The sequence below is a fragment of the Comamonas sp. JUb58 genome, assembly GCF_004364775.1.
GTDB lineage: Bacteria > Pseudomonadota > Gammaproteobacteria > Burkholderiales > Burkholderiaceae_C > Comamonas.
In genome coordinates this window covers 157,223-174,787 of record NZ_SOAL01000009.1, presented here as the reverse complement: position 1 = coordinate 174,787, position 17,565 = coordinate 157,223, and the positions used below count along the sequence as shown (strand labels likewise).

General features: G+C 64.0%; 16 protein-coding genes. 5 read left to right on the top strand and 11 right to left on the bottom strand.

Annotation, left to right across the window (positions count from 1 at the left end; genetic code table 11):
• Window positions 1–41 precede the first annotated feature (41 nt).
• Window positions 42–986 (top strand): LysR family transcriptional regulator ArgP, encoded by a 945-nt coding sequence (locus EDF71_RS11785; protein ID WP_133856774.1) that lies wholly within the window; start codon window positions 42–44, stop codon window positions 984–986.
• A 177-nt stretch (window positions 987–1,163) separates the two neighbouring features.
• On the opposite strand, the gene EDF71_RS11780 is transcribed toward EDF71_RS11785, so the two are convergent.
• A complete protein-coding gene (locus EDF71_RS11780) occupies window positions 1,164–1,586 on the bottom strand; it encodes a universal stress protein (RefSeq protein ID WP_133856773.1) in 423 nt (140 codons plus the stop codon).
• A gap of 300 nt (window positions 1,587–1,886) precedes the next feature.
• Here EDF71_RS11780 and EDF71_RS11775 point away from each other — a divergent pair, with 300 nt between their 5' ends.
• A complete protein-coding gene (locus tag EDF71_RS11775) occupies window positions 1,887–3,488 on the top strand; it encodes a Fic family protein (RefSeq protein WP_133856772.1) in 1,602 nt (533 codons plus the stop codon).
• Window positions 3,489–3,510: 22 nt separating this feature from the next.
• On the opposite strand, the gene EDF71_RS11770 is transcribed toward EDF71_RS11775, so the two are convergent.
• Both EDF71_RS11770 and EDF71_RS11765 read right to left on the bottom strand, forming a co-directional pair.
• Entirely contained in the window at window positions 3,511–4,356 is an 846-nt protein-coding gene (locus tag EDF71_RS11770) for a metallophosphoesterase (RefSeq protein WP_133856771.1), read from the bottom strand.
• Window positions 4,357–4,397: 41 nt separating this feature from the next.
• Complete coding sequence (locus EDF71_RS11765) at window positions 4,398–5,375, bottom strand: LysR family transcriptional regulator (RefSeq protein ID WP_133856770.1); 978 nt, start codon at window positions 5,373–5,375, stop codon at window positions 4,398–4,400.
• Between the two features lie 146 nt (window positions 5,376–5,521).
• Here EDF71_RS11765 and EDF71_RS11760 point away from each other — a divergent pair, with 146 nt between their 5' ends.
• Window positions 5,522–5,959, top strand: a complete 438-nt coding sequence (locus tag EDF71_RS11760; protein WP_133856769.1) for a hypothetical protein — start codon at window positions 5,522–5,524, stop codon at window positions 5,957–5,959.
• A gap of 384 nt (window positions 5,960–6,343) precedes the next feature.
• Here the strand turns inward: EDF71_RS11760 and EDF71_RS11755 are convergent, their stop codons facing one another.
• From EDF71_RS11755 to EDF71_RS11750, 3 genes are all read right to left on the bottom strand, one after another.
• Window positions 6,344–8,212 (bottom strand): phosphoenolpyruvate carboxykinase (GTP), encoded by a 1,869-nt coding sequence (locus EDF71_RS11755; protein ID WP_133856768.1) that lies wholly within the window; start codon window positions 8,210–8,212, stop codon window positions 6,344–6,346.
• 369 nt (window positions 8,213–8,581) lie between these two features.
• Window positions 8,582–8,728: a hypothetical protein gene (locus EDF71_RS25025; RefSeq protein WP_166656522.1), complete on the bottom strand. Its 147-nt coding sequence runs from the start codon at window positions 8,726–8,728 to the stop codon at window positions 8,582–8,584.
• A gap of 101 nt (window positions 8,729–8,829) precedes the next feature.
• Window positions 8,830–9,441 (bottom strand): LysE family translocator, encoded by a 612-nt coding sequence (locus EDF71_RS11750; RefSeq protein ID WP_133856767.1) that lies wholly within the window; start codon window positions 9,439–9,441, stop codon window positions 8,830–8,832.
• A gap of 109 nt (window positions 9,442–9,550) precedes the next feature.
• Here EDF71_RS11750 and EDF71_RS11745 point away from each other — a divergent pair, with 109 nt between their 5' ends.
• Entirely contained in the window at window positions 9,551–11,068 is a 1,518-nt protein-coding gene (locus EDF71_RS11745; RefSeq protein WP_133856766.1) for a PLP-dependent aminotransferase family protein, read from the top strand.
• Here the strand turns inward: EDF71_RS11745 and EDF71_RS11740 are convergent, their stop codons facing one another.
• Genes EDF71_RS11740 through EDF71_RS11730 form a run of 3 tightly spaced genes read right to left on the bottom strand, consistent with a single transcriptional unit; the run spans window position 11,069 to window position 14,291 of the window.
• The gene (locus EDF71_RS11740) at window positions 11,069–11,779 is read right to left on the bottom strand and encodes a response regulator (protein ID WP_133856765.1); all 711 of its coding nucleotides are present in this window, start codon (window positions 11,777–11,779) and stop codon (window positions 11,069–11,071) included. It abuts the gene before it with no gap.
• Entirely contained in the window at window positions 11,776–13,737 is a 1,962-nt protein-coding gene (locus EDF71_RS11735; protein ID WP_133856764.1) for a type IV pili methyl-accepting chemotaxis transducer N-terminal domain-containing protein, read from the bottom strand. Before EDF71_RS11735 ends, EDF71_RS11740 begins: the two co-directional genes overlap by 4 nt.
• Window positions 13,734–14,291, bottom strand: coding sequence for a hemerythrin domain-containing protein (locus tag EDF71_RS11730; RefSeq protein WP_243854272.1), 558 nt, complete (start codon window positions 14,289–14,291; stop codon window positions 13,734–13,736). Before EDF71_RS11730 ends, EDF71_RS11735 begins: the two co-directional genes overlap by 4 nt.
• Window positions 14,292–14,424: 133 nt before the next feature.
• Here EDF71_RS11730 and EDF71_RS11725 point away from each other — a divergent pair, with 133 nt between their 5' ends.
• Window positions 14,425–14,643 (top strand): DUF3079 domain-containing protein, encoded by a 219-nt coding sequence (locus EDF71_RS11725; protein ID WP_133856762.1) that lies wholly within the window; start codon window positions 14,425–14,427, stop codon window positions 14,641–14,643.
• A gap of 1,290 nt (window positions 14,644–15,933) precedes the next feature.
• Here EDF71_RS11725 and EDF71_RS11720 read toward each other — a convergent pair.
• Both EDF71_RS11720 and narI read right to left on the bottom strand, forming a co-directional pair.
• The gene (locus EDF71_RS11720; protein WP_133856761.1) at window positions 15,934–16,830 is read right to left on the bottom strand and encodes a peptidylprolyl isomerase; all 897 of its coding nucleotides are present in this window, start codon (window positions 16,828–16,830) and stop codon (window positions 15,934–15,936) included.
• Window positions 16,827–17,549, bottom strand: a complete 723-nt coding sequence (gene narI, locus EDF71_RS11715) for a respiratory nitrate reductase subunit gamma (protein ID WP_133856760.1) — start codon at window positions 17,547–17,549, stop codon at window positions 16,827–16,829. The genes EDF71_RS11720 and narI overlap by 4 nt, the downstream gene beginning before the upstream one ends.
• Window positions 17,550–17,565: the final 16 nt, after the last annotated feature.

Sequence of the window (17,565 nt, the reverse complement as noted above, 5' to 3'; positions counted from 1 at the left end):
ACTTCTTCAAGAATCATCAGTTCTACTAATACTGGAGCCCCATGAGCAACCTGGACCCGGTCGCGCTGGAATGCCTGGCCGCCGTGATTGAAGAAGGCGGTTTCGAGAAGGCCGCTGTGCGCCTGAATGTGACGCAGTCTGCCGTCTCGCAGCGGCTGCGTGCGCTGGAGGCGCAGATCGGATCGGTGCTGGTGGTGCGCAGCCGCCCGCTGCGCCCGACGGCGGCGGGCCAGCTGCTGCTCAAGCATACCCAGCAGCTGCGGCTGCTGCGCACCGACCTGGAGCAGGAGCTGCACAGCCTGCTGCCCCAGGCCATGGGCCGCAGCGCACATGACGAGGCCATCTCGATTGCCATCAATGCCGACAGCATTGCCACCTGGGCCATCGATGCGCTGCAGGACATTGCGCTCCAGCAGCTGCCGCTGGAGATCATCACCGACGACCAGGACCACACCCTGGAGCTGCTGCGCACCGGTGAGGTGCTGGGCTGCGTCACCACCATGCCGCAGGCACTGCGCGGCTGCCGCGTGACGGCGCTGGGCGCCATGCACTACATCGCCGTGGCATCGCCCGCCTTTGCCGAACAGCATGTGCCGCAGGGCATCAACCGCAGCAACTTCAAGCACCTGCCGTTTCTCAGCTACAACCGCAAGGACGACATGCAGCGCGTGTTTGTCGCCCGCGCGATGGGGCTCAAGACCGTTGGCCTGCACCAGCTCTTTGTGCCCAACTCCGAAGCCCAGGTGCGTGCCGTGGCCGCCGGCTGGGGCGTGGGCGTGGTGCCCGAGCTGCTGGCCCGCCCTTATCTGGCCGATGGCCGCCTGGTCAATGTGGCCGAGGCCCAGGTGCTGCGCGTTGACCTGTACTGGCACTGCTGGAACCTGCAGTCCGCCTTGCTGAGCGCACTGAGCGACGCGATGGTGCAAAGCGCCAAGAGCAGCCTGGCGCCGCCCACCGCAGCCGCGCGCGCCACCGTGAAGGCATAAAAAAAACTGCCTGCACCCCAAAGGATGCAAGCAGTTTCCGGATGTACCCCTGTGTTCATTGCACCGGTGGTTCCACCCCTCCCTCATCAGTAAAAACTGTCAATGGCGAAGTATCCACGCCAAGTATTGCTATATTGTGAATAGCAGATGACAACAGCGTCATCTGGCGTGGCCGGCTTATCGCACCAGCAGCACCGGCACCTTGCTCTCTGCCAGCACCTGGGTGGCCACCGAGCCCAGCACCAGCTTGGCCAATGCGCCATGGCCCCGGGTGCCCATGATCAGCAGGTCATAGCCGCCGTTATCGGCCGTCTCGGCAATGGTCTGCGAGATGGGGCCGACCGCGCTCTCGGCCACCGCCTTCACCTGGTGGGCAGCCAGAAACTCCTGCACCGGCACCAGCACCTTCTGCGCCTCTTCGGAGTGGTAGTCGTCCACCAGCGCCTTGCCCAGGGCCTTGGCGGCCCGGGGTGGCAGCAGCGGCTGCACGGTGAGCGCCGTGTAATGGTGGTTGGGCGTCAGCCACTCCGCGTGCGCTGCCAGGTAATCCAGCATCTTTTGGGTGTAGGGGCTGCCGTCAACGGCCAACAAAATACGCATGCCTGTACTCCTTCAAAAAAGGGGTGAGGGACCCAACACCGGTGCCATGACCAACGCTGGACTGATGGCCTGACAAAACCGCTTCCGGTATCGGCAAAGCGCTTTGCAGGCTTAAATCATGTGTATCAGCTTATAGATTCACCGTCAAACGCACATTGATGTGTATCAGGCCGGGCGAAGAATTTAGGTAAAAACCCTTGGTTTTCAACCTTATCCACAGAACATAGGTTCTAACTCTGTCGTTGACCGTAAGCGTTTTGCTGCAGAAAATGGTGAAAATAACTGTTTTAGAGGCTCCGTATGCAAAATGGAGAAGAATACGCTGGATATAAGTGGTTGTCGGAGGCCTATGACGTGGCGCCAGTGCAGCCCTTTCGGATTCGCAGTGTCATCGGCTCCACACGCTCCAGCGCGATATCGAACGGTTTCAGGGTGGAGACCTACCCATCAAATTACAGACCGGATCCAACGCTGAGAGCACACCTGACATTTGCGCTCAAGTACGAGGGCGTTGAGCTGGATTTTATGCATCGCCTGTTCGAGGTGACTGGACCCAATCCTCTCGCCAGTTGGGCACTGGAAGAACCCACGGGTGCGTACGCGCGCCGCTGCGGCTTCCTCTATGAATGGCTTAGCGATTCCATGCTGGATGCGGTGGGTGACGCCAGCGGAAACTACGTCAACTTGCTTGACCCTTCTCAGTACCTCAGCGCCACGGTTCCTGATAGGGTGCGCCGCTGGCGCATCAACAACAACCTGCCGGGCACCCGCGCTTTCTGCCCGATGGTCGATTTCAGCGAACAACGCCGGGCTGATCCGGCGCCACTGCGCGCTGAGATCGACAACATGGTGGATCAGTTCGGGCTGGAGACCATTGAGCGCGCCGTCAACTGGCTGACCATCAAAGAGAGCAAGGCCAGTTTTGCGATTGAGTCCGAGGGTAAGGAGGAGGATCGTATCCGCCGCTTGGCACGCGCCATGAGCACGCACTGCGGCAAGATCGAATCCGCGCTGACGGAAGAGGGAATGCTGATCATTCAGCAGGCCATCATGGGTGACAAGATGGTAGGCGCCAAGCTAGGCATTCGCCAGTCCCCGGTTTTTGTCGGGCACACCAACTCGCTCTTCGAGCCCGTCATTGATTACCTGGCGCCACACTATGAAAACGTGGCGGAGATGATGGAGGGGTTGCGTGCATTCGAGCAACGCACCCGTGGACAAAATCCGCTGCTGCGAGCAGCGGCGCTGTCCTTTGGCTTTGTCTACATCCACCCGCTGGGCGACGGCAATGGTCGCCTCTCACGCTTTCTGATCAATGACATCCTTCGGCGCGATGGCTTTCTACCAGCGCCGGTCATCTTGCCAGTCTCGGCGGTGATCAGCGAGAGCGCCGCAAGGCGCGCGGCCTACGACACCGCCTTGGAACATCTGTCACGGCCGCTGATGGCGACGATGAATCCGGTGTGCAGCTTTGGCGCAACCGTGCAATACGAAGATGGTGTCAAGTCCAACCTGCATGTAGCCGAATGGCGCCGTGGCATAGCCACTTGGCGCTATGCGGACCTCAGCTTCCAGTCTGAGTACTTGATCGATGTCATCCGTCACTCGATCCTGCACGGCCTCAAGGACGAAGCCTTGTACTTACTGCGTTACGAGACCGCATGCAACCGCCTCAAGGAAATCATCGAGGGCCGCGATGAAGACTATGCAACGATCATCCAATCGCTGGTGAGGAACATGCAGGTCAGCGGCAAGCTGCGCAAAACGTACCCCGCTATCTTCAACGACGAAGATCTCACTGAGCGCATTGAACATGCGGTCTTCAAAGCCTTTGAGTTGCTGCCCGACGATGGCAAAGATGACGATGACATGGAGCCGCGCTTTGACGTGGTGGCCCGATGAACCGTGCCTGAAAGGCTGAGATTTACACCCGCACCAGGCAATGCGGGTTGAAGGTTTCCTGCTCGCCCTTGCGCGCATAGCCCAGCGGATTGGCCAGGACCCGGCATTGCCAGGGGCGGCCATCGCTGTGCTGGCCTTTAGCCACATAGTCGCTGGGCGCATGCAGGTGGCCGTGGATCCAGAGGTCGGCATAGGGCAGCAGCTCGTCCAGCACATTGCAAAAGCCGGCGGTGCCCGGGGTCAGCCCATAGCGCGGATCGGCGCTGCGCAGGCTGGGCGCGAAGTGGGTGATGACGACGGTCTTGCCGTCAAAGGGCTCGGCCAGTGCGGCGCGCAGCCATTCCTGGCAGCGCAGCGCTTCGTCGCGCATCTCGGCGGCCAGAAAGGGCTGGCCGTTGCGCTCGGTCTGGGCCTTGATCAGGTAGAAGTTGGCGGCCTTGAAGGCCTTCTCGCGCTGCTTCATCAGCGCACCCAGCTCGGTCACGCCGTTGTGCAGCGCAATGGCGTCGTAGTCGGACCAGAGCGTGGTGCCGATAAAGCGCACGCCGTCGATGACCAGGGTTTCGCAGTCCAGCATGGTGATGCCGAGCTTTTCGCAGCTGGCGCGCAGGCGCTGGCGGGCAGTGTCGAAATCCTGGTTGTCAAACTCATGGTTGCCGGGCACCAGGATCACCGGCTCGGGCCAATGGCCACCCGCCTGCTGCGGACTGAACTGGCCCAGGCCAAAATCCGCATCGTCCAGCATCGAGCCGCTTTGGTAGGAGCCAATGTCGCCGGCCAGGATCAGCAGCTCGGCGCCGGGCGCGGGCTGGGCGCGGAAATGGGGATGGGTCTCCAGGTGCAGGTCGGACAGGATTTGCAGGTGCATGGTCGCCAAGCCTACCATGGGCTTTGGCGCCTTGCAGCCCGCTACATCGGTAATTCCAGGTCAGGAAAAGCCGCCCGGGCCGAGCGCTCCAGCGCATGCAGCATCCATTCCAGCGCCGAGGGCGGAATATGCCCGCTGCGGCTGCGCCAGAGCGCATCCACATGCACGGCTTCCACGCGCAGCGGCAGCGGTTGGAAGGCCAGCAGATCGGCAATGCCGGTCGCAGGCACAAAGTGGCGCGGCAGCACGGTGATCAAATCGGTGCGCGCCACCACGCGCGCGGCGGTGAAGTACTGGTTCACCGTCAGCACCACGCGGCGCTTGCGGCCGATCGACGCCAGCGCCTCATCCAGAAAGCCAAAGGGCTGGCCAGAAAAGCTCACCAGCATGTGGCGCGCATCGCAGTAGCGCTCCAAAGTCAGCAAGCCCTCACTCAACGGATGGTCCTTGCGCATCACGCAAATGTACTCACCGTCATAGAGGCGCCGGCTCTCGAAATCCACCAGGTCACCCGACTGGGCGCGCGCGGTCATCTCGGCCAGCACAAAGGGGAAATAGCCCACGGCCAGGTCGGCGGTCTCGGCCTCCAGCTCCTCGCGCGGATCACGGGTAGTGAGTGGTTGCACATGTACGGAGACGCCTGGCGACTCGGTTTCCAGAATGTGCATCAGGCTGGGCAGCAAGGTGGCGGCGGTCGCATCGGCCATGGCCACGACAAAGGCCTGGGTGGCATTCGCGGGGTCAAAGCGCTCGGGGGCAAAGCTGGACTGCAGGCGCGCCAGCGATTCGCGCACCACCGGCCACAGCGCATTGGCCAGCGGCGTGGGCTCCACGCCCTGGCCGCTGCGCACCAGCAACTCATCATTCAGTGCATCGCGCAGGCGCCGCATCGCATTGCTGACCGCCGGTTGGGTGATGGCCAGCTTGTCGGCCGCCCGGGTCAGGCTGCGCTCATTCATCACCTCGTCGAATACTCGCAACAGGTTCAGATCCAGGTGCCTAAATTGATGGGGCAGCATTTTCAATCCTTTGCAGCGATGGACGACCCGCAATACATCACTGGCATGAATGATACAGATTCAAAAGATAAATTTGAGAACGTCTAGGGTAAACCCTATACTTCGTTCATCGCTTCAAAGAAGCATTAATACCAAAGACATCCATCATGACCAACAGTTTTGTACACACTGACATGGCTACCGAGCACACGGGCGTTCTGCGTGTGGAACGTGCTGCTGAACATCTCAAGACCACCTTCGGCACCAAGGGTGTTGGCGCATCGCTGATGCTGGCCGCCCTGGTTTCCGCCGTGCTGGTGGTTGCTACCCGCCTGGTGGACTCCGTCGCCGGCGGTAGCCACTGGATCGCTGGCTGGGCCCTGCTGTGGGCTGTCGCCTTTGTCGCCATCGCCCTGCTGGCTGCCCCTGCCCGCAACCTGAGCAGCAGCCTGCGCGCCGCTCGCCGCAGCTGGGACGAAGGCCACCGCCGCGCCATGGAAGACGACAAGACCTGGCAAGTGGCCCTGCAAGACAGCCGCGTGATGGCTGACCTGAACCGCGCCATGAGCGACGCAGCGGTTTCGTTCTACCACAAGAACTACTGATCAACGCCGGGGTTCCTCCAGAGCCCCAGCGCCGGCAGCCACGATCTGCTTTTTCAAAAGCCACGGCATGCCGTGGCTTTTTTGTCGTTGATGGCTGCACCTCATCCAAAGCGGATCAGTGGTTTGGGATTGCGAAACACCTCAGCCAGCGCAAGCAGCAGGTGCTTGGAGGATGCTTGGCAAGCGCTTTTCCGCCCCGCAGCGAGCTGGCTGTATGCAACAAACCACAGTTCTGTCGATGCACTGACCCTGAGTCCAAGCGCGTTCACAACAAGCTAAGCACCCAAAACAAAACCCCGCATGCCTAAAACATGCGGGGTTTTGCTGTGTTTCGCTATCCCAGCCACTGGCAGCGGGGCTACCAGCGACCTAGCCAGCGTCCGATCAAGCAGCGGTCAGGCGCTTTTCCAGATCGGCCTTGATGTCCAGCAGCGCCTGGGGCAGGCGCTGGGCCAGGTGGTCGAAATGGGCCTGGTGCGATGCCAGCTCTTCGGTCCAGACGGCGGTGTCGATATTGGTGACGGTCTTGAACTGCTCGGCATTGAAGTCCAGGCCGGTCCAGTTGATCTCGGCGTACTGCGGAGCCACGCCAAAGGCGGTCTGCGTGCCCTGCACCTGGCCTTCGAGGCGGTCCAGCATCCACTTGAGCACGCGCATGTTTTCACCGTAGCCAGGCCAGACGAACTTGCCAGCGGCATCCTTGCGGAACCAGTTGGTGGTGTAGATCTTGGGCAGCTGCGCGCCAGCGGCTTCGAGCTTGTCACCCAGGTTCAGCCAGTGGGCGAAGTAGTCGCTCATGTTGTAGCCCATGAAAGGCAGCATCGCGAACGGATCGCGGCGCACCACGCCTTGCGCGCCAAAGGCGGCGGCGGTGGTTTCCGAGCCCATGGTGGCAGCCATGTAGACGCCTTCCTTCCAGTTGCGCGCTTCGGTCACCAGTGGCACCGTGGTCGAGCGGCGGCCACCAAAGATGAAGGCATCGATCTTCACGCCCTTGGGGTCGTCCCAGGCTTCGTCCAGTGCCGGGTTGTTGGTGGCAGCCACGGTGAAGCGGGCATTGGGGTGGGCGGCCTTGGCGCCGGTTTCCTTGGCGATCTGGGGCGTCCAGTCCTTGCCTTGCCAGTCGATCAGGTGGTCTGGCAGTTGGCCGCTGTCCTTTTCCATGCCTTCCCACCACACATCGCCGTCATCGGTCAGCGCGACGTTGGTGAAGATCACGTTCTTGTCCAAACTGGCCATGCAGTTGGGGTTGGTGTGGTAGTTGGTGCCTGGGGCAACGCCAAAGTAGCCGGCTTCGGGGTTGATCGCGCGCAGCGATCCGTCAGCCTGGGGCTTGATCCAGGCAATGTCGTCACCGATGGTGGTGACTTTCCAGCCTTCGAAGCCGGTGGGCGGCACCAGCATCGAGAAATTGGTCTTGCCGCAGGCGCTGGGGAAAGCGGCTGCCACATGGTACTTTTTGCCCTGGGGGTTTTGCACGCCCAGAATCAGCATATGCTCGGCCAGCCAACCCTGGTCGCGGCCCATGGTCGAAGCGATGCGCAGTGCAAAACACTTCTTGCCCAGCAGCGCATTGCCGCCGTAGCCCGAACCATAGGACCAGATTTCGCGCGTCTCAGGGTAGTGCACGATGTACTTGGTCTTGTTGCAAGGCCAGCTGGTGGTGTCCTTTTCACCGGCTTGCAGGGGCGCGCCGATGGTGTGCACGCAGGGCACAAAGGCACCATCGCTGCCGATCACGTCGTACACGGCACGGCCCATGCGGGTCATGATCTTCATGTTGACGGCGACATAGGCGCTGTCGGACAGCTCGATGCCCACGTGGGCAATCGGCGAGCCCAGCGGACCCATCGAGAACGGCACCACATACATGGTGCGGCCCTTCATACAACCGTCAAACAGCGGCTGTAGAGTCGAACGCATCTCGGCAGGTTCCATCCAGTTGTTGGTGGGGCCGGCGTCCTCTTTCTTGGCCGAGCAGATGTAGGTGCGGTCTTCGACACGTGCCACGTCCGATGGATCGGACCAGGCCAGAAAGCTGCCAGGGCGCTTGGCGGGGTTGAGCTTCTTGAAGGTGCCGGCATCGACCAGTTGCTGGCAGAGGCGGTCGTATTCTTCCTGGCTGCCATCGCACCAGTAGACGGAATCGGGCTTGCACAGTGCGGCCATATCGGCCACCCAGGCGATGAGCTTGGGGTTCTTGACGTAGTCGGGGGCCTGAATGGCGACACCGGCCTGGATGTTTGCGTTCATGGGAAGGCTTTCAAAGTTGTAAACGGTTCATCAAAAACCGCTGCGACAAGCTCCTTGGCCGACAGCAACCCATTTTTGAAAAACCGTCTCCACAGCGTCGGACAAGGCGCAATGCCTGTGCGCAAAAATGCCTACGCTGGATCGGCGATTTTAGCAGTCGGCCCCCAAAACGGTGATTTTCAGTTGCCACATCTATGCATTTGATGCATGACAAAATGCATAACTGTATTGATACCGGTTTCTTTGGCAAAGCGCCTGTCGCGCAGGTGGCGCGGGGCCACGCCAGCCATGGCCAGCCAGCAGCAGGCAACAAAAAACCCGCCAGCGGCGGGTTCAGTAACAGGGGCTTGCGCTCTTTGCGCGCAGCGCTCAGGCCATGTGCACGGCAATAAAGGCCAGCAGGAACATCATCAGCGCTCCCACCACGGGCAGCACCACCGGCATCAGCGGAACAATGGCTTCCACGGTATCCATCGGTGGGTGTTCGGTATCGGCGTCGGTGTGCGGGCTGGACATGGGTTCTCTCCAATGCAAAGGCTGCCAAAAAAGCTGAGGACCATTGTAGCCAGCGGGCCCCCGACTGCATGCCGGGCAGAAACCCTGAGCCTGGCCAGCGATCAGCCTTCCAACACCGGATACAGCGACAGCACCAGCAGCGCCGCCATGCACCAGTTGAAGCGCTGCAGTGCCCGGGGCGTGCGCAGCGCCCGGCCCACTGCGCTGCCAAACAAGGTCCAGACACTGACGCTGGGGTAGTTCACCAACCCCAGCACCAAGGCGGCAAGCAGCAGGTTGGCGGCATAGCCATCGCGCGGGGTATAGGTCGCCACAATGCCGATGGCCATGATCCAGGCCTTGGGGTTGACCCACTGGAAGGCAGCAGCCTGCCAAAAGCCAAAGGGTTGCGCACCGGCTTGCCCGGCTCCTGCCTGGCCGGAGCGGGCGATCTTCCAGGCCAGCCACAGCAGGTAGGCGGCGCCCAGGTACTTGAGCCAGGTGTAGAGGCGCGGCTCGCGCTCAAAGGCTACGCCCAGGCCCAGCCCCACCAGCAGCAGCATGGCCACCACCCCCAGGCTGATGCCCAGCATGTGCGGCACCGTGCGGCGGTAGCCAAAGCTGGCGCCCGAGGCCGTCAGCATCACATTGTTGGGGCCTGGCGTGACCGAGCTGACAAAGGCAAACAGGGCCAGAGGCAACACAAAGGCGGAGGTTTCGGGCAGAACAGACATGGCAAGGTGCGAAAAATGGAGAAAAGAAAAGCTGCTGCCATGCTAAGGCCTCAATGCAGTACAGTACCGGTACACTTTATCTGGCCACTTCAAGAATTGGCCTGCTCTTATGACCCAGACACTTTCGCCCGCTGCCGATATTGCCGATACCACTGCCTCCGGCCTCGGCGCCCCTCCGCTGGCAGCGGCCGCCTGGGGATGGCAGCCGGTGCGCACCGGCAGCGCCTCCCTGGTCGAGCAGCTGGTGGCGCATTTCAGCGACCGCATCCGCAACCACGGGCTGCGCGCTGGCATGCGCCTGCCATCGGTGCGGGCGCTGGCCGAGCAGGCAGGGGTGAGCCGCGACACCGTTGTGCAGGCCTATGACCGGCTGGCGGCCCAGGGCCTGGTGCAATCGCGCCGAGGCGCGGGCTTTTTTGTCTGTGCCCAGCGCGCGCTGGCCGAGGCAGCCGCAGCGCCTGCCGCCAGCCTGGCCCAGGGCGCGGCCTTTGACACCGCCTACCTGCTGCGCGGCATCTTCCGCGAGGATGCCGATGGCTCCGGCCACACCGGCAGCGCCGGTTGTCTGCCGGCCAGCTGGATGGACGAGGGCCTGATCAGCGGCGCGCTGCGCGCCATCCTGAAGCAGGGTGTGCGGGCAGAACGCAGCCTGCTGGGCTATGGCCTGCCCCAGGGCCTGGCGCCGCTGCGCCGCCAGATCGCGTCGACCTTGCAGGCGCAGGAAGTACCCGCCCACCCCGAGACCCAGCTGATGACGGTGAGCGGCGTCACCCAGGGGCTGGACCTGATCGTGCGCTGCTTTCTGCAGCCGGGCGACACCGTGCTGGTGGAGGACCCGGGCTGGTTCCTGATCTTTGGCCGCCTCAACACCATGGGGGTGAATGTGGTGGGGGTGCCGCGCCTACCCGGCGGCCCCGATGTGCAGGCGCTGCAGGCACTGGCCGCGCAGCACCAGCCCAAGCTCTTCATCCTGAACACCGCTGTGCACAACCCCACCGGGCTCAGCCTGTCGGCCGGTGTGGCCCATGAGGTGCTGCGCATTGCCGAGCGGTATGATTTTTTGCTGGTCGAGGACGACACCTATTCCGAGTACCTGGGCAATATGCCCTTGCGCCTGGCCGCCATGGACCGGCTGCAGCGCGTGCTGCTGGTGGGCGGCTATTCCAAAACGCTGTCAGGCGGCTTGCGCGTGGGCTATGTGGCGGCGCGGCCGGAGTTCATCCACCAGCTGACCGATCTGAAGCTGCTGGGCGGCCTCACCTCCGCCCTGCCCAGCGAGCAGATCGTGCACCGCATCCTGGCCGATGGCAGCTACCGCAAGCATGTGGACCGGCTGCGCGAGCGGGTGGACAAGGCCCGCCACCGTTGCCTGCGCCAGCTTGAAGCGCTGGGCTGCCACGCCGTGCATGAGCCGGTCGCCGGCACCTTCGCCTGGGTGGACTGCGGCATGGATTCGGAACTGCTGGCGCGCCAGGCCAGCGAGCACGGCTTGCTGCTGGCGCCCGGGGTGCTGTTCTCGCCGCGCCAGGCGCCGTCGACCTTGCTGCGCATCTCGGTAGCGATGGCCGAGCAACCGGCGGCCTGGCACACCCTGGCCCTGCTGCTGGAGCGCCACCGGGGCGCTTGATCAGGCCCCTGTACGACCGCGTCCTTCGGTCAGCAGCACGGCGGCCTGCACCCGCGATGAAAGACCCAGCTTGCGCAGAATGTGCTGCACATGGATCTTCACCGTGGTCTCGGCAATGGCCAGGCTGCGCGCGATCTCCTTGTTGCTGGCACCGGCGGCGATCTCGCGCAGGATCTCCAGCTCGCGCGGCGACAGCTGCTCCAACGGGTCGGCCGGCTCGGGCACCGCGGCGGGTGCCGCAGCCGGCTCCGCTGGCCGGGTTTGCAAGGCGTTCACCAGCTTGTCCGTCATCTCCATGCTCACCGTCGATTGGCCGCGCAAGGCGCGCTCGATGGCGGCCACCAGCACCTCACTGTCCGCCGTCTTCAGCAGATAGCCATGGGCGCCACGCTGCAACGCCAGCGCCAAGGTGTCCGCATCTTCACTGGCGGTAAGCATCAGCACCCGCGCAGCGGGCGCGGCGTCGCGCAGGCCGGGCAGCAGGTCTACACCGCTCACGCCCGGCATATGGTGGTCCAGCAGCACCACATCGGGCTGCAGCTGCGCGGCATGGCGCAGCGCCTCACCGGCATCGCCCGCTTCTGCCACCACCTGCAACTGCGGCTGGGCGGCCAGTAGCGCGATCACGCCACGCCGGAAAAGCGGGTGGTCGTCCACGACGAGCAGCCGAATCGGTGCAACAGCAAGGGTAGGCGTTGGTGCAGCATTCATGCGGGGCTCCTGAGCGTAAGCGGTGCAGCGGCCGCGGGCTGCAACGGTGGCAGGCTCAAGCGCACACAAGTGCCCGCGCCCGCAACGGATTCGATCTCCAAGCGGGCACCAATGCCTGCCGCGCGCTCGCGCATGATGCGCAGACCCACATGGGTTTCATCCAGCGCCGGAGCGGCCTGCGCCATGCCCTGGCCATCGTCGCGCACCTCCACCGCCCACTGTGGGCCTTGCTCCACCTCCACCCACACCTGGCTGGCCTGCGCATGCTTGCGCACATTGGACAGCGCCTCCTGCACCACATGCAGCACCTGCACCTGTACATCGGGCGGCAGCGCCATGCCTTCGCCGGCGATCTGCAGATGCGCGGGCAAACCGGTCTGGTGCTCGAACTTGGTCAAGGTGGTGCGCAGCGCAGGCACGATGTCCTCGGCATTAGTGCGGGTGCGAAAGTGCAGCAGCAGCTCACGCACGTCGGACAGGCTCTCGCGGATGCCGGTATCCAGCTCAGCCAGGGTTGCCTGCACGCGGGCGCCTTCGGCCGGCACCCGCGCTATATCGCGGCGCAACAGCCCCGCCTGTATCTTCAAAAATGCCAGGCTCTGCGCGATGGAGTCATGCAGCTCACGCGCCAGCAGGCCGCGCTCATCGGCCACCGCCGCCTCGCGCTGCAAGGCATCGGCGCGCAGACCCTCCATGCCACCGGCCAGGTGGCTCGCCAGCGCATCGAGCAATGCACGGTCATCGGGCGCCAACATGGTCGCATGGCGAAAGAACAGGTCCACCTCGCCCACCATGCGCTCATGCAGCCGCACCGGCACGCTCAGCACGCTGACAAAGCCCGCCCGCCGGCACTGCCCGGCATCCACACGGCTGGCCCCTGCAGGCACGCCGCTGCGCCAGTCCTGCAACGCCACCAGCTGGGTCTGCGCCTGGGCCTGGGGCTGGCCGCAAAAGCAGTCACCGGTGGGCACGCAGTGCTCGGCATCCACCATCTCCTCGGGCAGCCCTTCAGAGGCAAGCAGCACATAGCGGCGGTTGTCCTCATCCGACCAGCGCAGCGCCACCGCATCGGCCTGCGCGGTCTTGCGCATCTGGGCCGCAAAGCCCTGGGCCAGCACCGGCAGCGAATCGGCCCGCGCCACCAGCGCGGCACCGTCATAGAGCACCGCCAAACGGGCACGCTCGGCCTGCAGGTGTTCGGTCTTTTGCTGCACGCGGCGCTCCAGGCTGGCATACAGATCCTGCAGACGCAGGGCCATGCGGTTGAAGCCCCGGGCCACCGCGCCAAACTCATCGCCACCATCGGCTGGCACCCGCACCGACAGGTCGCCCGCCTCCACCTGAGCCAGGGCTGTCTGCAGCCGCGCCAGTGGCCCAAACACCAGCAGCTGCGCCGCATACATCAGCGCCAACGCGGCGGCAATGGCCAGCGCCATCATCACGAACTGGGCCGTGTTGAGCCAGGTCGTCCAGCGCGCGAGCTGCTGCTCGATACGGCCTACCAGATGGTCCACCTCGCCCACAAAGCTCTGCGCCTGCTGGGCCGTAACCTCGGCCTGCACCGCATGGTTGCCGCGCATCGGTTGCTGCCAGGCCCCACGCACCCGCTGCCAGCGCTGCTGCACGGCTGCCAAGGCCGCACGCGAGGCCGCATCGCGCGGCACGGACAGCGGCCGGGCGGCATCGCCTTTTTCCAGCAAGGCCAGGCTGGCATCGAGCTGGCCGATCAGCAGGGCCAGCCGCTGCGAGCTCGCCTCCGGCAAGGCCTGTGCCAGCTGCCAGGTCTGCATGCGCAGGCGCCCCGCTTCGTTCACGGCCGCAGCGCCGCCTTCAAGCGACCAGGTCAGCCGCAAGGTCAGCCCAATCGCGACCAGCGCCATCAGCAGCAGCGCGCAGCCAATGGCACCGATCTTGACGGCCAGAGGCCGCTGCCGTGCGTGCTGTTGCTCCGCCTTCATGGCCCCACCTCTGGGTAACGCACACCGCGCCGCTGCGCCATCTCGCGCCCCATAGCCGCCTGCACGGGTGGCTCCAACGTCGTTTGTGCGCTGGGATAGGCCTGCGTCTCTTCTGCGGCGATATGGCGCGTATACACCGCTGCAAAATCCGCCCAGCGGCCCCGTGCCGCCACCAGCGCGGTGCCCGCCGGGGCATGCCCAGCTTGCACCGCCTGCAGATCTGCCCGAATCGCCGGCCACAGCGCCTCCATCTGCCGGTGTTCGGCCTGCAGCTGGTCTGCCAGCGCCCGCTGCCCAGCAGCCCGCAACGCGGGCAGCACATGCAGCTCTTCATCCTGGTGGTGCAAGGGCGCAGCCAGGTCAAAGTAGCGCTGCACATCGGCCGCCGCATCGCGCGCCTGGCCCTGCGTATCGTCGCCGCCCTGCTCAGCCAAGTAAGCACCCAGCCGACCCAACAGATCCAGGCTACGCGCCACCCGGCCATGGCAGGCCTGCAGCATGCCAAACGGCTCGTCAAAGCCTGCTGTGGGTGGGGTGTTCAGGAGCTGTGTCACAGCCTCCATTTTCGCTGCCCATCGCTGGCTGTGCGTTGCGGTGTACGCCAACCATGATCCAGGTCAAATCCTGCGGCCTGGCACAGGCGCACAGTGGTGCGGTACCGCTACATCTTTGCCCTGTTAGCTGCTTATGGCCAAACGTTTTCCTATCCATCCTGCGCATCCTGAGCGGACTTGCTGGGGGTGTGACCGTTATTGCGCTGCGTCGTCGATGGCTTGCGGCAATGGGTCGGAGCGGTCGGCGCATCCGGTGGAGTTGTTTGGGCCCGATTGGGCAGAGTGGGATCCTTTGGCTTCTCAGCCTGCTGAGGATGATGTTGGCGCGGGTGGCGTTGATGCCGATCGCTGAGTTGTGTGCTTTTTTATGCTTGCAGCGGGTGGGTTATGGGACCGAGTGATGGTCGGCGTTCCATTGCTCTTTGCCATGTAGGCTCCTGCTTTGGCCTTCAGGCCGGAGGCCGGTTTTCGCCCGGCAGGCGACTCACTTTCTTGCTCGTGCAAGAAAGTAAGCAAAGAAACACGCCCCTGCTGTCTGCGACCCCTCCGCTGCGCTACGGGGCAACCTGCGGCGTGACGTTTGCGGGCTGCGCCGTGGAACTCACTGCGCGCTAAAGCGCTCCGTTCAGACAGCCACGGCGAGTCAGTCCACGAAGCATGCGCGCTTAGGCGCGCATGCCAGCCCGCAAACGCCCCACCACAGGCGCATACAGAAGGGGGAATGCCCCCGATGCCGAGCGCAGCGATGACAGCTTGGGGCTGCTGGCCCCCTCTTCCCCTGCTGTCCTTCAACAAAAGAAGAAGTAGAAACCAGACACTGTGGCCAACGCTTCTCCATTAACTCGGCAATACCGTGCGATGGTCGGCATTCCATCGCTCTTAGCCATGCAGGCTCCTGCTTTGGCCTTCAGGCCTGAGGCCGGTTTTCGCCCGGCAGGCGACTCACTTTCTTGCTCGTGCAAGAAAGTAAGCAAAGAAACACGCCCCTGCTATCCGTGTCCCCAGTGCCTGCGGCACTGGGGCAACCTGCGATGCTCGACTCAGGGGCGTGCCGCATAACTCACTACGCGCTAAAGCGCTCCGTTCAAACAGATGCGGCAAGTATGTTCACGAAGCGTGTGTCCTTCGGCACACGCCCACCCCTGGGTCTGTGCTTCTCGGCACGGCTAGAAGGGGGAAGACGGGTCCAGCAGCCGCAATGCCATCGCTGCGCTCGGCATGGGAGAGGACTACACCCCCTTCTGTATGCGCCTGTGGTGGGGCGTTTGCGGGCTGGCATGCGCGCCACAGCGCGCATGCTTCGTGAACTGACTCGCCGTGGCTGTTTGAACGGAGCGCTTTAGCGCGTAGTGAGTTCCACGGCGCAGCCCGCAAACGTCTCAGCACAGGTTGCCCCGCAGCGCAGCGAAGGGGTCGCAGACAGCAGGGGCGCACTTCTTTTGCTTACTTTTCTTGTGCGAGCAAGAAAAGTGAGTCGGCCGCCGGACGAAATCCGGCCTCTGTCCTTCGACAGAAAAATAGAGATAAAACGGCAGCTGAGTCCGTCAGCATCTCTTACTTGGACGCTCCCGGCCTCTGTCATCAAAGCAACCACAGTTGCCAAAACAATAGCCTTGCAGCACAGAGCAAACAAACAAAAGAGCTACTGCACCAAAGGCGTCTCCGCCCCCTCCAAATCCACCCCCACCACCAGCGCCCGTCCAGCCAACACCCGCAAATACTGCGACAACCCCGTCGCAAAACTCTGCTGCCGCAACTGCTGCAACACAGCGGCCCGCACCTGCTCATAAGGCGGCACGGTGCCCGCCTCGCGCTCCTGCACCTCCACCACATGCAGACCAAAACGGCTGTGCACCAAGCGCGGCAACACCCCCACCTCGGCATGGCCGAAAAGCTCGCGGGCAAATTCGGGGGCGCAGTCTTCGATGCGCAGCCAGCCCAGCTGGCCGCCCTGCGCGCCGCTGGGGCAGTTGCTGCTGGCGCTGGCAGCGGCGGCAAAGCGGTCGCCGGTGGCCTGCTCTTGCGGAGTGGCGCTGCGCACATCCAGCAGGCAGGCCTCGGCGCGCTGGCGCAAGGCGTTGATGTCAACACCGGGCGTCACGGCGAAGAGCACATGGCGTGCCCGTACGCGCTCGCCCCGGGCGTAGCGGGCTGCGTGGGCCTGGTAGTGGCGGCGGCCGGCGTTGTCGTCGGGCTCGGGCAGTTGCAGCTCGGCGTCCAGCAGCTGCTCGATGGCGCTGCCGGCCGCTTCGCTGATGGCGCCGGCGCTCGGCACGGGGTCGTCAGCAGCGAGCAGGCCCTGGGCCTGGGCGGCCTGGCGCAGCAGCTCGGTGCAGGCGCGCTGGCGCAGCTCCATCGGGTCCAGCAGCTCGTCGGCATCGCACAGCGCAATGCCGTTGACCTGGGCAGCGGCCAGCGCACCGCGCGGTGCGCCGAGTGGCGCTTCGATGCGGGGCAGGCTGGGGGCGGCGGGGCTGTCCTGGCAGCTGCAGGCTGCGCTGCCGCAGCCACCGGTGGGGGTGTGCAGGTCGGCGTTCATGGGCGGCCTCCTTGCTGTTTGTTGGGCAGGTTCAGACGGCGCGCACGCACCAGCTGGTAGGGGCGTGCCAGGTAGGCGACCGAGGCCAGCCCGCTCCAGACATGCACCAGGCGGCTGAAGGGGAAGAGCAGGAAGATCGTCATGCCCAGCACCATGTGCACCTTGAACTGCCAGTCCAGCCCCACCAGGCCTGCCGCGTCGGGGCGGAAGGTGACGATGCGCTGGGCCCAGTCGGCCAGCACCAGCATCGCATGGGCATCGACCCGGTGCGAGAACGAGGCGGGCAAGGTAGCCAGGCCCAGCACCAGCTGCACCCACAGGATGATGAGGATGGCCAGGTCAGTGCGGTGGCTGGTGCGGCGGATGCGGGGATCGGCAATGCGGCGGTGCAGCAGCAGGCTCAGGCCGATAAAGCAGACCAGGCCGGCGGTGCCGCCGGAGATGATGGCCAGCATCTGCTTTTGCGGTGCGGTGATCAGCCACTCATACATGAAATGCGGTGTGAGCAGGCCCACCGTGTGGCCGAACAGCAGGAACAGAATGCCGATATGGAACAGGTTGCTGCCCCAGCGCAGCTGGCCGGCGCGCAGCATCTGCGAGGAGTCGCTCTTCCAGGTGTACTGGTCGCGGTCAAAGCGCGCCAGGCTGCCCATCAGAAAGACGGCCAGGCAGATGTAGGGATAGACGTTAAACAGGAAGTTGTGCAATGCAATGGGCATGGCGGTCTCCTCGGGG